The following is a 14,958-nucleotide window of genomic DNA, read 5'->3' as shown; positions in this document are numbered from 1 at the left end:
CTGTCGGGTTCGGGTTCGGGTTCGTCATCGGTCAGGCCCCCGTATGGATGTACGACGCCCAGATGGTGGGCGTGGCGCGGTACCCGGCACGCAGTTGTCGTACCGCCGCATGAAGCGCGAACGCGGCCTCGTCGGTGCACGGTGAATGGGCGCCGGAGCCGGTGAGGTGGGCGTAGAAGGTGCGGGAGACCTCGCCCGCGGTGGCGTCGCTGACGGGCCACAGCGCGCCGGTGACATGGCGGAAACCGGCGAGCTGGAAGGCGCCGGTCAGGTGCAGGGCCTCGTTGCTCAGATCGGGGCTGATCTCGGAGGTGCTGCAGGCGGACAACATGGCGAGCTGGCGTCCGGGCAGGTGCAGGGCGGCGAGTTCGGCGACGGTCAGGGGTGCGCTCTCGTGGTCCGCGAGCAGCAGGCGGCTGGTGCCCGGGGCGTGGACGTCGGTCATGGCATGGCAGGCCAGGTGCACCACGTCGTGGTCGCCGAGCGCGGTGAGGACGGCCTCCTTGGTGGCGTCGGCCCCGGCGATGAGCGTGGCACCGGGCAACAGGGCTCGCAGGGCGGTCACTTCCTCCGTGATACCGCGCAGCGGGGAGGCACCGGGCGCCTCGGGTTGGGCGACGATCAGAGTGCTGGGGTGCGCCGGGGGGCCTGGCATGCGGCGTACGTAGGCCAGGGCGCGCAGGCTCGCGGTGTAGGACGAGACCGCACGGTCCAGCACCCCCTCGCCGGACGGGGGTCCCGCAGCGTGCCAGGGCAGATAGCTGAGGAACCCGACCGGACACCACCACAGACGGGGCCAGGGGCCGCTCTGCGGGGGTGCGGTCAGGCCGAGGGCATCAAGGACAGGCCCGGCGGCGACTGTCCAGAGCCAGGCAAGAGTGTCGCGCACCTCGGCCTGCGCCTTTTGGCGCACGCGCAGAGGGTAGGTGTCTGCCGTGGCGAAGTGGCGTGCGGTGAGAAAGGTGAGAACCCGCTCGCTGGCCGACTCATGGTCGAGGCCGGGGAGCTCGAGAACTTGCACGGGCCGGGCGGGGTCTCCAGTGAGGAGGAACGCGTAGCCGCCGGAGGCAATGGAGGCGACGAGAACCACTGGGCCGTCGGCGGCGAGCGCGGCGAAATCGGGGTTGCCGTCCGGTGCTGCCCCACCGCGCAGCCTGGACCAGTGTTCGGTCAGCCGGGCGCGTTCGGCGGCCAGTTCACGGTCGAGTTCGCGGCGGTGTTCGAAGTCGTCGGCGGCCGCGGCCCGGTCCCGTGCGTCAAGGACCCGTAACCGCGCGTCAACCAGGCGGATTTCCCTCGCCTGCCCAGGATCCAGGACGTGCAGATCGCGCCGGATGTCCATGGCGTCCTCGGACAGTAGTCCCCGGGTGCGTTCGAGCAGGGCGACCAGGCGTTCCGGGGCGTCGGCGGCCAGCCCGGTGACGATGATGCGTTCGGTGAGCCGGGAGAAACTGCGCAGAGCGTGTTCCCGGTCGTTCCACAAGGGCCCCGAGGTGACGGTCCGGCGCAGCAGGTCGACGGTCTTGGTCAGTTGGTCCAGGGCGTCGGGCGCGGTGACGTCGGTGGCCTCCACCTGGCGCAGAGCCGCGAGCATCCGCACGTCGGCCCGGCCGCCTGGGGTGTCCCGGGCGCGGGTGAATCCGGCGGCGGACGCCGCCCGCAGCTCCTTGGCCGCCGTCGGGTCGGTCTCGAGTGCGGCCAGGTGGCCGAGTGCATGGGCGCGTTCGATCTCTGCGGCGACGAGGGCTGCAAGCACTGCGTGACCGCCAAGGGCCAGCGCCCGGTCGGCGAGCGAGACAGCCGTGCGCAGCCGGCCGGGGTCGGCCTCGGCCTGGCCCAGCAGCCGCTGGGCGCGGGCGAGTTCGTTGAGCACGAAGGACTCCACGTAGTCCCCGGGGGCAACCAGGGCCAGAGCGCTCTCGCCCGCGCGCACGGCCTCCTCGAGGGTGCTGAGCGGCTCTTTGGGAATCAGCACCCACGCATCAGTGAGCATGGAGATCAGACCGCACAGCATTTTCACCCGGCGAGCCTGGGCGTCCGGTAGCGCGGCAACGCGGCGCTGGGCGTTCAGTGCCTCGCGCAGCAGCCCGGTATCACCCGTCCGGCTGGCGTAGCGATGCAGGATCATGGCCTGGGCGGCGATGAGTTTGGCGTGCTCGGCGTGCTCCTCCGGGGCGAAGGCCTCGACCGCGTGCCTGCTCGCGTACACCGCCTCCCGCTGGGCCTCCAGGTCACCGGTGAGTTCGAAGAGCACGTTGTGGGCCGTGGCCAGGTTGGCGCGGGCGAGGGTCTCATCCAGCCGCTCGGCGTGCGCCACATGACCGAGTGCGGCGCGGGCCAGCGCGATCGCCTCACGGGCCGCGGGGACGTCCTGGGTGCGCTGGGCGATCAGCCGCAGGGCACTGGAGGCGTTGTTGGCGGCCTCCCCGGGCCTCCGGGTCGTCGGAGACGACCAGCACGCGGCGGCACAGGGCGACGGACTCGCGCATTGCGGCCAGGTCGGCACGCTCCTCGCCGTGCTGCTGCCGGACGACGCTCAGCACGCGCAGCAGCGGTACGTCGGCGGACCGGTCGGGGCCGGGGTGGTCCAGTGCCGCCGCGCAGAACGCGGCCAGCCGCTCGTACGGCGGATCGGGCCGGCGCAGCAGCATCCCCAGTGCCGAATTGAGGTTGTTCACCGCGATCTTCCCGGCTCGCTCGGCCGCCGCGTGGAACAGTTTCATCGCCTCGAACAAGGGCTCGTCGTTGTCCACGAGTCCGGCGAGGGTCGCCAGTGCGCCTCCGAGGTTGACGCTGTCGCCGCCGTTCTCGTCGTCGCTCAGGGCAAGCGCCTCCCGGAGGAACCGGACCGCCAGATCGGCGGCCGAGCGGTCCTCCAGCCGCCGGGCCAGCTCCACGGCGGCCAGGCCGGTGTTGGTGAGGGTGAGCACGCGCGCGGGGTCGCCGGGCGGCGGCTCGCGCAGCACGGCCTGCCCCACCTCGACGGCCTCGCGACACACCGCGAGGTCGCCGGTGGCGGCCCGGTACAGGCTCAGCAGGCTCGCCAGGCTGGTCAGCACCTGCGGCAGATGCGGATGGGACGGCGCAGCGGACAGGCGGGCCAGCCGCAACAGCGCCATGGCCAGCGAGAGGTCGGCCTGGTCGTCCGAGTCGAGGTAGCGGGCGGTGGGATCCTGGTGCAGCTCCCACCACACGTACGGGTCCGTGGTGAAGCCGGTGTCCGCCGAGAAGTGCGCCCACGGGTCGTTGCCGCCGGCGTAGAACGTCCGGATGCGGCCGGGGACCAGGTGGGGGGCATGGGCGTAGACCGGGCCGAGCAGCTGCGCGGCGGCGGCCATCTCCACCAGGCGCCGCTCGGGCCGCTGCCGCATCGCGCGGTGGAAGAACAGCAGCCCGGCCGTCACGAGGGCCTCCAGGTCGAGGCCCCGCGGGCTGCGGTGGGACAGCAGACCAACCGCCTCGCTCAGCGCTTCGCGGGACAGCACGTTCCCGCCGTCGGCCCCGCGCTCCACGGCCCTGATCCTCGCCCCGAGGCTCTCCAGCAACTGTGCGCGCACGCCCCGCCCCCGATCCACAAAGCGAACAACAACTCAAATTACCGCCGTTAGACTGAAGTTGTGGCGAATCCCGCGAGTCCCGCACTCACCCAAGAGGCCTTGGTCGAGCTCGCCGAGCGAGTGGAACGACTGTGCCGCGAACACGGCCGCGGCGGACAGCTGGTGGCCCTGCTGGAAGAGGAGGGCGCCGAGAACCTGCTCGACGAGGCCGTCGCCCTGGCTACGTCCGCCGACTACGCGCCTACGCGGATGCGACAGGTGCTCGATGCGATCGAGCAGGCGCTCGCAGCGCAGGGCGTGCATGGATTGACCCGCCCCGACCGTGCCTTCAGCGCGCTGCCCGGTGTACAGGGCGCCCGAAGGACGCCGTCGGCGCATGTCTGCCCGCTGTCCCGGTGTACGCGCGGCGAAGCCGACCAAGGCCGGTGTGCTCTGGCGGACCAGCCGTTGGAGGCCGTACCACTCGACGGGTCCGGGCCCGGCCGACCATGACCACGCTGCTTCAGGAGCTGTCGAAGAGAGCGGCCGAACGCTGGGCGGCGGTCCTGCTGGGACCGGGGCTGCTGTTCGTCGCCTGTCTGATCCTGGCGCACCACCAGCGCTTCGGCCACTCCCTCGACCTCGCGCACCTGCGGGCGTACGTGCGGACCGTCACCACGGACAAGGCGAACCAGGAGCTCGCGGGTCTGATCGTGATCGGGGCGCTGGTCCTGCTCGGTGCGGCCGTCGCCGGGCTGCTCGCGGCCTCGGCAGGCCGGTTCGTGGAGCGTTGCTGGCTTCCTGAGCGCCCCTGGTGGTACGTCGCGGCCCTGACCCGGTGGCGGGCCTGGCGGTGGGACCGTGCCGACGCCGCCCTCACGCGTGCCGTGGCCGAGGCCGGCCTGGTGCTGGCCCGGGACCGGCTGCTGAGCGGAACCACGGTACGGCGCTTCCCCGCCGTCGAGCGGCGACAGGCCCGGCGGGACCGGATCGCCGGTACAAGGCCTGCACAGCCGACCTGGCCGGCCCAGCGGATGGCGGACGCGGCGGACCGCGTGCGCCGCCGCTACGGCCTGGACCTCGCCGAAGTCTGGCCGCACGTGTGGACGCTGGCGAGCGGTGAGCTGCGTGGTGACATCCAGACGGTACGGGACAACTACGCGGCGGCGGCCCGGCTGGCCGCCTGGGCCTGGGGGTACGCGGCGATCGCAGCGGGCACCGGCTGGTGGCCCGCGGCGCCGCTGGCCGCGGTGCTGATCCCGATAGCCGGGCGGCGGGCACGCGAGGCAGTCGAAACGCTGGCCACGCTGGCCGAGAGCGCCGTGGACCTGCACGCACGGGACGTGGCCGAGCGCCTGGGCGTGGCCTGCCCCGATGCCTTCGGGCCCACGACGGCCGCCGAGGTCAACATGATCCTGCGGGCCTGAGGTGACGCTCCGGGCCACCTGCCCGGGCGGCGCACCAGTCTGCGTGATGAGGGAGTTGCACACTTCCGCCGGAGCTTTCGCAGCAAGAGCAGTCATCCCGCGCAGGCGCCTGCTCCGAACAGGAAGGAAGGCGCTCAACCCGCCCCCCGCAGAGCGACACCAACGAGGAAAGCATCCGTCAAATCGCTTGCCGACAGGGCTCATTGACGATTGCCTAGTGGCTTCAGGCCACCCTCCAGCCGGTCCGCGCCACAGGGGTACCCGTCATGCGCATCCGTTTACGCCCTTCTCGTCCAGCCTCCTCACCGCGCCTCCGGCTCCGCTCACGCTCCCCGTACCCCCGACGTGCTCGACGCCCCACCTGCGCCCTCCTCGTCGCGGTCGCCCTGCTCGGCGGCAGCGCCCTGATCGGCTGCGACTCGGGCTCCGACAGCCGCGATTCCGGCCCCCGGATCCCGGCCGCGCCCGGCGATCCGGTACCCGTCAAGGTCGTGGCCGCCACGACCACCACCGTCGACCTGGGCGGGGGCGCGCACCTGATCGTCCCGCCCGGGGCCATGACGGACGGCGCGACGATCCGGGCCACGTACCGTCACCGGCCGGATGGCGCCTGGAACGAACTGACGCCCACCTCGGCGCCGGTGGAACTGACCGCCGAGCCGGCCGACGCCATCCATGGGCTGCTCACCCTGGAGTTCCCGGTGCCCGCACCACCCGCTGACGCGGGCACGGAGACGTCGCGGTCGTACGGGGTGTCCACCTTCGAGGAGAAGAGCGGCGCGTGGATGCCGTACGCCTCCACGTACGACGCCGCCCGACGCATGATCATCGCCCAGATCCCGCACTTCTCCTGGTGGAACCCCTTCTCCTGGAACTGGGTCGACATCGGGGCCCGGGTGAACCAGAACGTGGGCCAGGCCCTGAAGCGCCGCGCCGGGCAACCTGCCTGTTCCGGGGGCGCGCCCGACTGGGTGGCCGCGCTCAACGGGGTCACGGCGGACGCAGCGGTCGCCGTACGCGGCTGCGCCCAGGCGGAGGACGATGTCCTGGACGTACAGCTGGTCAACAACAGGCCGTACGGCATGGTGCTGGAGTTCGGGGCGCCGGTGAAGTGGCGGTGGCACGAGGGGGCGGGAGCGCCCAGGAGATCGGGGCGAACGCGCTCGGCGACGCCCTGGCGGGACCGGGGCGGTTGTACCTTCCGCCGCTCGGGCGGGCCTCGGTCGGCATCCCTCGGACTCCGGCCGCGCAGGTGTCCCGCTTCAGGATCGGTCCGACCGCGGGCAGCCTCTTCGTGGACTTCGCCACGCAGGGAGCCGACTTCCTGGTGGGGAAGAAGCTGCCTGAGGTGGGCAACTGCACCGTGATGTTGGCCAGTTACTCGCCCGACCTGTCGGCGGCGTCGCTACGCGACACCATCGTCTCGGCCGGCGACTGCCTCAAGGACTCCTACCTGCGCGAGGTCGCCGCAGGAAAACTGGACCGCGCGACGGTGGACCAGCTCTCGGCACGTCTGGACGGCCTGAAGAAGGCCTCCGTGGTGGGAAGGTGGTGGACCATCTACGGCATCGAGTGGCAGTTCGCCGATCTGTTCGTGGACCAGGTGGTCGTGTCGGACGCGGGCGGACTGGGCGCGGGTTTCTCCCTGTTGGCCCGCCGCCCGGCCGATCCGCCCAGGCCCACCGCGCCCGCCACGACCAGCGCGCCGCCCCCGGGACCGTCCCACACCGGCGACGGCCCGACCCCACCGCCCGTCTCTCCGAACCCTCCACCGCCCGCTCCCGCAGGCCGGACCGAAACGGTCGCCGGCCTCACCCACACCTGGACGGACTACCGCAACGCGGGTGGGCGGGAGGGTCCACGGATCGACCCGGGGGCTTCGGTCCTCATCACCTGCAAGGTGCGCGGTTTCCCCGTCGCGAACGGCAACAGCTGGTGGTACCGCATCGGTTCGCCCCCGTGGAGCGACCTCTACTACGCCTCGGCCGACCCCTTCTACAACAATGGTCAGACCTCCGGGCCGGTGAAGGGCACTCCGTTCGTGGACGAAGCGGTGCCGAACTGCGCTTGAAGAAACCGCTCCGGACGGCATGCAGCACCTGCACGATGACCGGGCGGTGCTGGTGGTCGATGAGACCGGCGAAGTGAAGACTTCAACGCCATTGCGCGGTGGCGTGGAGGGTGCCGAGGAGGGCGAGGGCTGGGCGCTGGGGTGGCGGGTTCGGCCTGGTAGACGACGAGTTGCCACCGATCCCGCGCCCGGGACGGCCGCCTCCCCCTACGCCATGGGCGGGCCGTACGACTGGGAGTTCCGCCGGGAGAGGAGGGCTGGGCCCTGGTCCGCCAGAGGCTGGGCGTCTGGCGGACCGAGGGCGAGAACCCCCTGGGGTCTGTCTTCCAAGACCAATCGGGTGGTGGATCAGGGTGGGGTCACACGCAGTCATGAACCCGACCTCGGGGTCGTGCAGCGCGGTGGCCCGGCCAAGTCACCCAGCGCTGCTGCCCGGCCCAGCCCCCGGGAAGAACTGCTGGTCACGGCTGTCCGCCGCTGTGTCAGGAGAGCGTCGCCGGGGTGTCCCTCAGGCTGACGTTGGCGTGGCTCTCCTGGAAGCTCTGGTCTGAAACGAGGGTCAGCCGGGCCGTGGACCGGAACTCCGGCAGGGTGGTGGAACCACAGGAGACCATCGTGGTCTTGAGCTTGGCGATGGTCAGGGCGAGCCCTTCATTGAGGTCGCCCGCGTAGGGGACGTAGCCGTCCACGCCTTCCTCGAAGATCAGCCCCTGGCCTCCCTGGCCGTAGCGCTGCCAGTTGCGTGCCCGGTTCGAGCCCTCACCCCAGTACTCCTTCACAAAGCCGTCACGGGTGGGCAGCTTCGCGCCGGCCGCCTGATCGAAGCGTGCGAAGTAACGCCCCATCATGACGAAGTCGGCCCCCATCGCCAGCGCCAGGGCCACGTGGTAGTCGTGTACCAGCCCGCCGTCGGAGCAGATCGGCACGTACTCGCCGGTGCGTTCCCGGAAGGCGTCCCGGGCCGCCGCGACGTCCAGCACAGCGCTGGCCTGCCCGCGCCCGATGCCCTTCTGGTCCCGGGTGATGCAGATGGAGCCGCCGCCCACCCCGACTTTGACGAAGTCCGCTCCCGCCTCGGCGAGGAAGGTGAACGCCTCGCCGTCGACCACGTTGCCACCGCCGACCGGGATCTCCGGATAGTGCTTCTTCACCCAGGACAGAGCCTGCGCCTGCCAGTCGCTGAAGCCGTCGGACGAGTCGAAGCACAGCGCGTCCGCGCCTGCCTCCAGCAGGGCCGGGACGCGCTCCTGATAGTCGTGGGTGTTGATACCTGCGCCCACACGCAGACGCTTGGCAACGTCCACGAGCTGGTTCGGGAAGCGCTTGTTGTCCGCGTAGTCGGAACGGAACACCAGATGCTGCAGGTGCCCCTCGGTATCCAGCACCGGGAGGCAGTCCAGCCGTTCGTCCCACAGCCGCGCGTTGGCTTCGGAAAGCGTGATGTCGGGCCCGGCATGGGCCAGGTCGGCGATAGTGGTCATCCGGCCACTGACCGGTCCGTCCAGATCATGTCGCTGGGGATGGAAGTCCCGGGAGGTCACCAGACCGAGCAGCCGGCCGGTGGCGGTCCCGTCGTGGGTGACCGCGGCGGTGCTGTGACCGGTGCGGCGCATGACATCGACCAGGAGGCTCAGGCTGTCGTCGGGGCGGACGTTGGTATCGCTGGTGACGAACCCGGCCTTGAAGTTCTTCACATGGCGGACCGCTGCAGCCTGGTCCTGGATCGGCTGATTGTGGTGCAGGAAGCTGAAACCGCCGTTTCGCGCGAGCGCGATCGCGAGATCGGGTGTGCTGACGGCCTGCATGATCGCGGACGTGAACGGGGACTGCAGCTCGATCGCCGACGCCTCGCCCGCGATGTGCCGCACCAGGGGCGTGCGCAAGTCGACCGTCGCAGCCGAGCAGTCGGTCCGAGTCCGGTTCGGCAAGAGCAGAAACTCGTTGAACGTCCGTGAGACCTCGGCGATGATCTGTGCCACTCGTTCCTCCTGACCCGTCGGCCGGGGCCCGACTGCCCCGCCGTGAGGACCGCCCCCTGGCCCAGGGCCCGGGCAGGCAGAGATCAGCAGAACAGCCGTGGAGGTGCCATCAGCTGCGGCAGAGCTCTGACCGGCCCGTTGATCGAACGGGGGTGCGGTCGTGATCTGGCACCTTATCGATCACTCGGCCGCTGCACGAATCGTGGACGTCACCGACAGCCGCCACCCTCGGGTGTTGCGTCAGTTCCTCGGCCCGGGCCGCGAGGTACGCGGCCCGGTCGCGTCCGGCATAACACGTCGAGCGGACCTTGAAAGGGGTTCTGGCCATGCGGCTCGAGGACATCACCCGCTTGTTCGTCGAACGATCCAACGCCGGTGATGCGGCCGGGGTCGCCGCACTCTATGAAGAGGATGCGGTGATGGCCTATCCGCCCGGCGGCCAGACGGTGGGCCGGGAGGCGATCCGCGCGCTGTGGGAAAAGGTGCTGGCCAACCGTCCCCGCTTCGAGCCGGAACAACCGCTGCCGACGCTGATCAGCGGCGACATCGCCCTCACCTCGACCCCGCCGAAGGACGGGGCCGGCGCCCGGGCCCAGGTCGTCCGGCGCCAGCCTGACGGAAGCTGGCTGCGCCTCCTCGACCAGCCCGAGTTCGTCCAGCCCACCCGCTGACCTCCGCGCCCCTCGTGAGTTCGCGACAACAGAAGTGCTGCGGAGCCCACCTGCGTTGACTGCGGCAGCGCGGGGCGGACGTCAGTCGTCTGTGCCCGGGGGCGGTGCGGTGGCACCCAGGGTCCGCCGGGCGTCCAGCCATACCTTCTCGAACTCCTCGGCCGAGATCGCGCCGGACCGCAGCGCCTCGTCCCATCCCATGAGCCTGCCTTCGGCAACGAGGCCGTACCGCTGTTCGTAACGGCCCAGAGTCGCGGTGTCCGCGCGCTCCTGATACCGGAGAACCTCCTCCAGGGAGGCGGCGGTCACGGGGGTGCCGTCATCGCCTCGCACGTCCACTTGCCGGAGAACCCACCCCTCCTCGTCGCCCTCGAAGTACTGCCACAGGTCCAAGGCCTCGTCGTACGTGCGGATCCACATCACCATGGCACCAGGTTGGCGCAGGCAACTGGACTGCTGCGGTACGGCACGCGCATGACTGCGAACGGGTAACTGCGACGTCGGCGAGGAACGCTGCCCACGCCGCTGGGGCGGGTCGGTAGGAGTCGGACGATGACTCAGCTTGCCTTCCGAGCTCCGACGTTGGTGATCTCAGAAGCTGCTGTCGGTGTACAGAGAGTCCGGCGGACGGCGTTGCGGAGCCAGTGGTGGGCTCCGTCGGCTGTGTGTCGGGGGTGCCAGGCCATGCCGATGGTCAGTGGTGGCAGTGCCAGGGGAATGTCGAGGAGGTGCAGTCCGAGGGCGCTGGCGTGGTGGGTGAGGGGCTACGGGGCAGCGCCGGGAAGTGCGGCGGGTACGAGGCAGACGATGTTGCTGCGGCTGGCGAGGGTCATCGCGGCCAGATGGCCGGGGGGACGACGCTGACCCGCCGGTGGAGGTTCTGCTCGGCCAGGGCGGTGTCGAGGGGACCGGTGAACCGGCCTCGGCGGCCGACCGCGACGTGTTGGGCGGCAGCCAAGCCGGGCTGGGGTCAGCGGCCCTTCGGTGAGCGGATGGCCGGGCCGGACGGCCGCCACCATGCGGAGGCTGAGCAGTTCTTCGACCCGGGTTTCGGGGTCCACGTGGTCGATGGATCCGATCTCCAGGTCGATCCGGCCATCGCGCAGGGCGGGTCCGGCTTCCAGTTCTTCGGCCCCGATCCGGAACGCGACCCCCGGCGCCTCCCGCTGGGCCGGGTGCAGCAGTCCGGGGGCCAGTGCCGCGCCGACCAGGTCGGCGGCTTGGAGGGTGAAGGTGCTGCGGAGGCTGGCGGGGTCGACGCTCGCGCCAGGGCTGAGCAGCGCTCCGAGACTGCGTACGACTGTGGCGGCTTCCTCGCGCAGGGCCTCGGCGCGTGGGGTGGGAACCATGGTCTGTCCGGCCCGGACCAGGCGGGGGTCCTGGAGTCCGCCCCGGTCGCGGGCGAGGAACTGCGCGTGATCGTGCGCGATCCCGCCCGACTTCCGGTCGCGGTGCGCGGACGCGTCGAGGTGGTCACCGGATCGCACGCAGAGGCCGAGGTCCTCGACCGGGCCTTCGAGGGTGCGGACGCCGTCTTCTGGCTCGTCCCCCCGGACGCCTCCCTGACCCCGCAGGACGCCTACAGCGGTTTCACCCGTCCCGCCGTCAAGGCGCTCGCCTCCCACGACGTCGGCCATGTCGTCGGAGTCTCCGCGCTCGGCCGCGGCACCCCGCTCGCCGACCGGGCCGGCCTCGTCACCGCCTCCCTCGCCATGGACGACCTCATCGCCGACACCGGCGTCGCCTACCGGGCCCTGGCCAACCCGTCCTTCTTCGAGAACCTCCTGGAGGAGTCCGACTCGATCCGCGAGAAGGGCGTCTTCACCGACTCCGTCGACGCCGACCGCAAGGCCCCCTTCGTCGCTGTCGCCGACATCGCGGCCGCCGCCGCCGGCCTGCTGCTGGACCGCTCGTGGACCGGCACCGACAGCGTCCCGGTCCTCGGGCCGCAGGACCTGTCCCCCAACGACCTGGCCCGCATCATGACCGAACAGCTGGGCCGCCCCGTCCGCTACGAACGCCAGCCGCTCGGCGAGCTGTACACCACCCTCGTCGGCCACGGCCTCAACGAGGCATTCGTCCAGGGCCTCGTAGACATGAAGCGGGCCAAGAACGAGGGCCTCGACGCCGGCATCGCTCGCACCCCGGACAGACGCACTGCGCGAAACCCCGTTCTGGGACCGCTACTTCGAGGTCATCGACCTCCTCGTCGGCACCGAGAACGGCTACGCCCGAACCTACGGCCTCGAACCCCCACGCGCCGGCATCCACCGGCCAGGGCGTCGGTGGTCTGCATGTGCCTAGAGTGGGGCCGGGCCGAGTGGCGGAGTCTGGTCATCTGGCTGCGGCCGTTCTGCTTGCAGCCGACACTGTTCCACGTCGTCCGCCGCCGTAGCAGTCCGATACGTATCGACGAATCTGCTGACAACGTCAATCAGTTCGTCGCGTGCAGCAAGCCCCTCCGCGCCGGGACGGGACAGGGTCTCACGCAAAGCGTCCTGGAGAGTGTCACGGACGCGGAACCAGGTTCCGGTGACGGGGCGTGCCAGAGCGAGGTGACGCCGGAGGTTGTCCAAGGCCTGCACCGAGTCCTCGCTGACGTGTACCCCACAGCGAGCAGGCTGACCCAGGAGAGACTGAAGCACCTTGTCGTCGGCAGGGAGCAGTACGGTGACCGCCTCGGCCTCGTCCATACGCGCGATCACCGCAGCGGCGCGCTCAGCATCTCCGGAATAGCCTGCGCCACCCGCCAAGGCTTCCAGAGCTCGCCGTATGTCGCCCACTTCGGCCGGTGGCAACGACACCGCGACAGCATCCGGCCGCCGTCGTTCAGCGGCGGCCCATACGTCTCGCCTGTTCGGGCCCGCATTCGGAGTGAACCATCCTACGTTGAACTCCATGCCCCCTTCGGGGGTAGCGGCAGGTACGACTTCCGTGCGCGCCCAGTCCTTCTCCGCGAGGCAGCGATCGATGTCGCCCCACGTGGGTGCGGGGAGCGGCGGCCCTTCTCCTTCCCCGAGGCGGGTGCTGTTCTCGCGGTCGATCGGGATGCGATCCCCCCACCCCTGTCGGCCTTCCAGCAGGACGTGGACCAACCAGGGCCTCCCGGGCTCCAGCCGGGCCCTGCGCGGAATCCTGCTCGCCAGGCTCATCGTGCCAACCTCCGTCGGTCCTTCATGACAAGCCGCTTTCGACCCGATACAGATAGCTGTAATCGTGCTCGTCCCGGGTCTGGGCGAGCGGGCGGATCTCGCGAGTGGCCACGTTCAGGGCATAGCCGCTGACCGCGCCGAGGAGCCATCCGACGTTCGGCATCAGCAGCGCACCGCCCGCCGCGGCAGCGATGGCGATCGAGACCGTGACCGAACGGTGCACCCAGGCCATGCGGCTTCCACGGCGCGCGCTGCGGTAGTCCTCGACTGCCTGAGAGAGTTCCACGCGTAGCTGCGCGAAGACGTCCGCGGGGTGCTCGTAGTCGCGGCGTAGATCGCCGAGCATCCGGTGCAGAGCGCGCATGAGCCGGATCCGTTCGTCCGCGTACCTTTCCCGGAAGACAAGGACGTCAGTCGTTGGCGTGCCCGGCGCGGGCACGGGGAGCAACCGGCCGAGCTCCATCTCCCAAGCCAGGTGGCCAGTGGCGGAGGTGGGGCGGTGACTTCTACGGAACGCGTCTTCGCTGTCCGTATAGGGGAACAGCGCGATGTCGGGATTGACGGCGAGCTCGCGGGCCATCACTCCGATGACCAGCGTCTGAACCTCTCCTTCGACACGGCGAACGAGATCGTCAGTCGTTCGTCGTCACTCACGAGTCCGAGCTCAACCAGCAGGTCTTGGAGCCAGCTGCTGGCCTTCGTGGTGTAGAGAACCGCTTCGGGCGGCGACGTGGGCCGCGGTGGATTTGGGCTCGCCGCGATGCGCCGCAACTCCTGTGCCAGGAAGGACGACGTCTCGCCCCTGAGCCAGGAAGGACTCCAACTGTCAGCAGGCCGCTCCAGCATGTCCAGGGAGCCCTCCGCGAAGGCCAGAGGTCGGTACAGACCCTGCCCCTCCAGCCGCCGCAGCTCCTCGCTCGCCACGGTTTGATACACCCGCGGATCCCGCGGCACCACCGAGGCGAGACCATCCCAATACAGCAGGGCTTGGTGGACGATCTCCGTCGGTGGATTCACCGTCGGGTAGTACAGCAATACGCCCATCAGACCATCCCCCAGGGCCCACATCACCATCGACCGGGGAACAACGATAGCGACGCGGGGCACATCGCGAGCCCGATCCCGCAGAGAGCCTGGACGTCCCCGGCGTGCCCACCTCCGCCGGCCACTTCTCCAGCCTCAAGGGGAGTTGGTCAGCGGCCCATCAGAGCGAAGCGGATCCACAGATCAGTGGTCATCCCCGAGGTACTCACGAGCCTTGGCAAGGAAGGCCGCACGTGCGGTGGCGACGCGCTCGGTCCACTCGCCGAAGTAGCTGTCCGTGAGAAGCGCGTTGTCCTCCTCTGCCATGGCCAGGAGTTCTCGGCGGTGTTCGTCCGTGAGGCCTGGGGTGGATCGCAATGCCTCTTCGACGCGATGGACGGCTTGTGTCAACGCATCGCCGTTCGCGTCGACAAGCATCGTGATCTCCGCGCCGGGCGGGGTCACGCGCGTCCACTCCTGGGGTTGGCGCACCTGCCACCGGAGTGCCTCCATGGCATCGAAGGCCTCCTGAATCCGCGCGGCGCTGGGCTCCTCTCCAGTTGCCCCCTCCAAGAGCAGCCCCAGAAAGGCCTGCCAGGCGCGATTCCGCGGCGCAAGGGACGTTCGAAGGTCGACGAGCGTCCTCAGCTCCTCGCTGAGGCTGTTGGCCAGTTCAATAATCGGCCTGGGGCCCCCGAGCTCGACCCGAAGGAACGTCTCCTGGAAGACCTCGGCAGCGGCATCCAGTTTCTCCTCGCCAGCAGTGACCTGGTCATCGGTCGCCTCGTACAGGCTGGCTGCTGCATCCCCGTACCGCGTCGTCGCCAGGAGATACGCGGACCACGTGTCCTCTCGGATGCCCCTCCTCCACTGCTCGTGAGCGGACCGGCTCTGCTCGAGAGCCGACCGGTAAGCACCATCAGCCTGCGCGAGGCCGGCTCTGAGCGTTGAATCCGCTGCCTTCATTGCCGCGCGCACCTGCCAGCGCACCACGAGCACGTTCACGGGTATCGCAAGCAGCGCGACACCCACCGCGGCAGCGGAAGAGATTCCTGGAAGATCCATGAGGGGATCGTCCCTGATGTCACCAGACTGGCGA

The 14,958-nt window shown here is 70.3% G+C and carries 14 protein-coding genes and 2 pseudogenes; 7 read left to right on the top strand and 9 right to left on the bottom strand.

What is annotated here, in order from left to right; all coding sequences use genetic code 11:
• Positions 1–31 precede the first annotated feature (31 nt).
• Positions 32–1,342, bottom strand: coding sequence for a CHAT domain-containing protein (locus JIW86_RS38015; protein WP_257559603.1), 1,311 nt, complete (start codon positions 1,340–1,342; stop codon positions 32–34).
• A gap of 1,009 nt (positions 1,343–2,351) precedes the next feature.
• Positions 2,352–3,557, bottom strand: a complete 1,206-nt coding sequence (locus JIW86_RS38010; RefSeq protein ID WP_257558871.1) for a hypothetical protein — start codon at positions 3,555–3,557, stop codon at positions 2,352–2,354.
• A gap of 60 nt (positions 3,558–3,617) precedes the next feature.
• Between JIW86_RS38010 and JIW86_RS38005 the strand changes: the two genes are divergently transcribed.
• From JIW86_RS38005 to JIW86_RS37990, 4 genes are all read left to right on the top strand, one after another.
• Positions 3,618–4,049: a hypothetical protein gene (locus JIW86_RS38005; protein WP_257558869.1), complete on the top strand. Its 432-nt coding sequence runs from the start codon at positions 3,618–3,620 to the stop codon at positions 4,047–4,049.
• Positions 4,046–4,963, top strand: a complete 918-nt coding sequence (locus tag JIW86_RS38000) for a hypothetical protein (protein ID WP_257558867.1) — start codon at positions 4,046–4,048, stop codon at positions 4,961–4,963. The genes JIW86_RS38005 and JIW86_RS38000 overlap by 4 nt, the downstream gene beginning before the upstream one ends.
• Before the next feature lie 266 nt (positions 4,964–5,229).
• Positions 5,230–6,330, top strand: coding sequence for a hypothetical protein (locus JIW86_RS37995; RefSeq protein WP_257558865.1), 1,101 nt, complete (start codon positions 5,230–5,232; stop codon positions 6,328–6,330).
• A complete protein-coding gene (locus tag JIW86_RS37990; RefSeq protein ID WP_257558864.1) occupies positions 6,291–7,034 on the top strand; it encodes a hypothetical protein in 744 nt (247 codons plus the stop codon). The genes JIW86_RS37995 and JIW86_RS37990 overlap by 40 nt, the downstream gene beginning before the upstream one ends.
• 482 nt (positions 7,035–7,516) lie before the next feature.
• On the opposite strand, the gene JIW86_RS37985 is transcribed toward JIW86_RS37990, so the two are convergent.
• Positions 7,517–9,013, bottom strand: a complete 1,497-nt coding sequence (locus JIW86_RS37985; RefSeq protein WP_257558862.1) for an IMP dehydrogenase — start codon at positions 9,011–9,013, stop codon at positions 7,517–7,519.
• A 326-nt stretch (positions 9,014–9,339) separates the two neighbouring features.
• Here JIW86_RS37985 and JIW86_RS37980 point away from each other — a divergent pair, with 326 nt between their 5' ends.
• A complete protein-coding gene (locus tag JIW86_RS37980; protein WP_257558857.1) occupies positions 9,340–9,684 on the top strand; it encodes a YybH family protein in 345 nt (114 codons plus the stop codon).
• An 81-nt stretch (positions 9,685–9,765) separates the two neighbouring features.
• Here JIW86_RS37980 and JIW86_RS37975 read toward each other — a convergent pair whose 3' ends face one another.
• Positions 9,766–10,110 (bottom strand): hypothetical protein, encoded by a 345-nt coding sequence (locus JIW86_RS37975; protein WP_257558855.1) that lies wholly within the window; start codon positions 10,108–10,110, stop codon positions 9,766–9,768.
• Between the two features lie 338 nt (positions 10,111–10,448).
• Positions 10,449–11,033 (bottom strand): LysR substrate-binding domain-containing protein, encoded by a 585-nt coding sequence (locus JIW86_RS37970; RefSeq protein WP_257558854.1) that lies wholly within the window; start codon positions 11,031–11,033, stop codon positions 10,449–10,451.
• A gap of 3 nt (positions 11,034–11,036) precedes the next feature.
• Here JIW86_RS37970 and JIW86_RS37965 point away from each other — a divergent pair.
• A pseudogene (locus JIW86_RS37965) lies at positions 11,037–11,834 on the top strand (NAD(P)H-binding protein); the annotation flags it as partial.
• 1 nt (position 11,835) lies between these two features.
• Positions 11,836–11,988 (top strand): annotated as a pseudogene (locus JIW86_RS41800) (darcynin family protein); the annotation flags it as partial.
• Here JIW86_RS41800 and JIW86_RS37960 read toward each other — a convergent pair.
• From JIW86_RS37960 to JIW86_RS37945, 4 genes are all read right to left on the bottom strand, one after another.
• Positions 11,985–12,584, bottom strand: a complete 600-nt coding sequence (locus JIW86_RS37960; RefSeq protein ID WP_257559646.1) for a hypothetical protein — start codon at positions 12,582–12,584, stop codon at positions 11,985–11,987. The pseudogene JIW86_RS41800 and the gene JIW86_RS37960 overlap by 4 nt on opposite strands.
• A gap of 274 nt (positions 12,585–12,858) precedes the next feature.
• On the bottom strand, positions 12,859–13,416 hold the full coding sequence (locus JIW86_RS37955) for a DUF6236 family protein (RefSeq protein ID WP_257558853.1): 558 nt from the start codon (positions 13,414–13,416) through the stop codon (positions 12,859–12,861).
• Positions 13,416–13,910 (bottom strand): hypothetical protein, encoded by a 495-nt coding sequence (locus tag JIW86_RS37950; RefSeq protein ID WP_257558852.1) that lies wholly within the window; start codon positions 13,908–13,910, stop codon positions 13,416–13,418. The genes JIW86_RS37955 and JIW86_RS37950 overlap by 1 nt, the downstream gene beginning before the upstream one ends.
• Before the next feature lie 153 nt (positions 13,911–14,063).
• Positions 14,064–14,924, bottom strand: a complete 861-nt coding sequence (locus JIW86_RS37945) for a hypothetical protein (RefSeq protein ID WP_257558850.1) — start codon at positions 14,922–14,924, stop codon at positions 14,064–14,066.
• Positions 14,925–14,958 lie beyond the last annotated feature (34 nt).

Source organism: Streptomyces sp. NBC_00162 (assembly GCF_024611995.1).
In the GTDB taxonomy this organism is placed as follows: domain Bacteria; phylum Actinomycetota; class Actinomycetes; order Streptomycetales; family Streptomycetaceae; genus Streptomyces.
Note: the sequence above shows the minus strand (reverse complement) of the source record. Positions and strands in the feature narration are given on the sequence as shown.

Excerpts from the sequence above, each read along its gene's own strand:
- JIW86_RS38015 (WP_257559603.1), bottom strand. The coding sequence starts at position 1,342 with ATGGACATCCGGCGCGATCTGCACGTCCTGGATCCTGGGCAGGCGAGG.
- JIW86_RS38000 (WP_257558867.1), top strand. The coding sequence starts at position 4,046 with ATGACCACGCTGCTTCAGGAGCTGTCGAAGAGAGCGGCCGAACGCTGG.
- JIW86_RS37995 (WP_257558865.1), top strand. The coding sequence starts at position 5,230 with ATGCGCATCCGTTTACGCCCTTCTCGTCCAGCCTCCTCACCGCGCCTC.
- JIW86_RS37980 (WP_257558857.1), top strand. The coding sequence starts at position 9,340 with ATGCGGCTCGAGGACATCACCCGCTTGTTCGTCGAACGATCCAACGCC.
- JIW86_RS37975 (WP_257558855.1), bottom strand. The coding sequence starts at position 10,110 with ATGGTGATGTGGATCCGCACGTACGACGAGGCCTTGGACCTGTGGCAG.
- JIW86_RS37970 (WP_257558854.1), bottom strand. The coding sequence starts at position 11,033 with ATGGTTCCCACCCCACGCGCCGAGGCCCTGCGCGAGGAAGCCGCCACA.
- JIW86_RS37960 (WP_257559646.1), bottom strand. The coding sequence starts at position 12,584 with ATGGAGTTCAACGTAGGATGGTTCACTCCGAATGCGGGCCCGAACAGG.
- JIW86_RS37955 (WP_257558853.1), bottom strand. The coding sequence starts at position 13,416 with ATGGCCCGCGAGCTCGCCGTCAATCCCGACATCGCGCTGTTCCCCTAT.
- JIW86_RS37950 (WP_257558852.1), bottom strand. The coding sequence starts at position 13,910 with ATGGTGATGTGGGCCCTGGGGGATGGTCTGATGGGCGTATTGCTGTAC.
- JIW86_RS37945 (WP_257558850.1), bottom strand. The coding sequence starts at position 14,924 with ATGGATCTTCCAGGAATCTCTTCCGCTGCCGCGGTGGGTGTCGCGCTG.